General features: G+C 55.8%; 1 protein-coding gene. It reads left to right on the top strand.

Translation table 11 applies throughout. The features are described from left to right. On the top strand, nucleotides 1-1,060 hold a 1,060-nt coding region (locus ACVA54_RS19625; protein WP_446649889.1), incomplete at both ends, for an aconitase family protein.

Raw genomic sequence — 1,060 nt, 5'->3', positions numbered from 1 at the left:
TCCTTTGCACCGGGTTCGAAAGTGGCGCGCCTCTATCTAGAAGAAGCGGGTCTCCTGCCTGAGTTGGAAAAGCTTGGCTTTGGCATTGTCGGCTACGCGTGTACCACCTGTAATGGTATGAGTGGCGCCCTAGACCCACAAATCCAACAAGAAATCATCGACCGTGATTTGTACTCGACGGCAGTCTTATCTGGCAACCGTAACTTTGATGGGCGGATTCACCCGTACGCCAAGCAAGCGTTTTTAGCTTCGCCGCCATTGGTGGTGGCGTATGCGTTGGCGGGCACCATTCGTTTTGACATTGAACGTGATGCGCTCGGCATCGATGCCCAAGGCCAACCGATTTACCTCAACGACCTGTGGCCAAGCGACGAAGAAATCGACGCAGTAGTGGGTCAGCACGTGAAGCCCGAGCAGTTTAACCAAGTCTACATTCAGATGTTCAAACTGAACCAAGACGAACGTAATACCAACCCACTGTACGACTGGCGACCGATGAGCACCTACATCCGCCGTCCGCCTTATTGGCAACAAGAGGGCGAAGGGGCATTAGGCGGGGAACGCACGCTGTCGGGCATGCGCCCACTGGCGGTGCTGGGTGACAACATCACCACCGACCATCTATCGCCATCTAACGCCATCATGGCCAGCAGCGCGGCTGGGGAATACCTAGCGAAAATGGGCGTGCCGGAAGAGGACTTTAACTCCTACGCCACCCACCGTGGTGACCACTTAACCGCGCAGCGTGCCACCTTCGCGAACCCGAAACTGTTCAATGAAATGGTGAAAGAGAGCGGCGAAGTGGTGCAGGGCTCACTGGCGCGTATTGAGCCAGAAGGTCAAGTCACCCGCATGTGGGAAGCGATTGAAACCTACATGCAGCGTAAGCAACCGCTGATAGTGGTTGCGGGGGCTGATTATGGCCAAGGTTCATCTCGTGACTGGGCGGCCAAAGGCGTGCGTCTTGCTGGCGTAGAAGCAATTGTGGCAGAAGGCTTTGAGCGCATTCACCGCACCAACTTAGTTGGCATGGGCGTCCTGCCGTTGCAATTTAAACCGG

This window comes from Vibrio sp. PNB23_22_6, from assembly GCF_052877535.1.
This window is presented reverse-complemented; position numbering and strand designations above follow the sequence as displayed.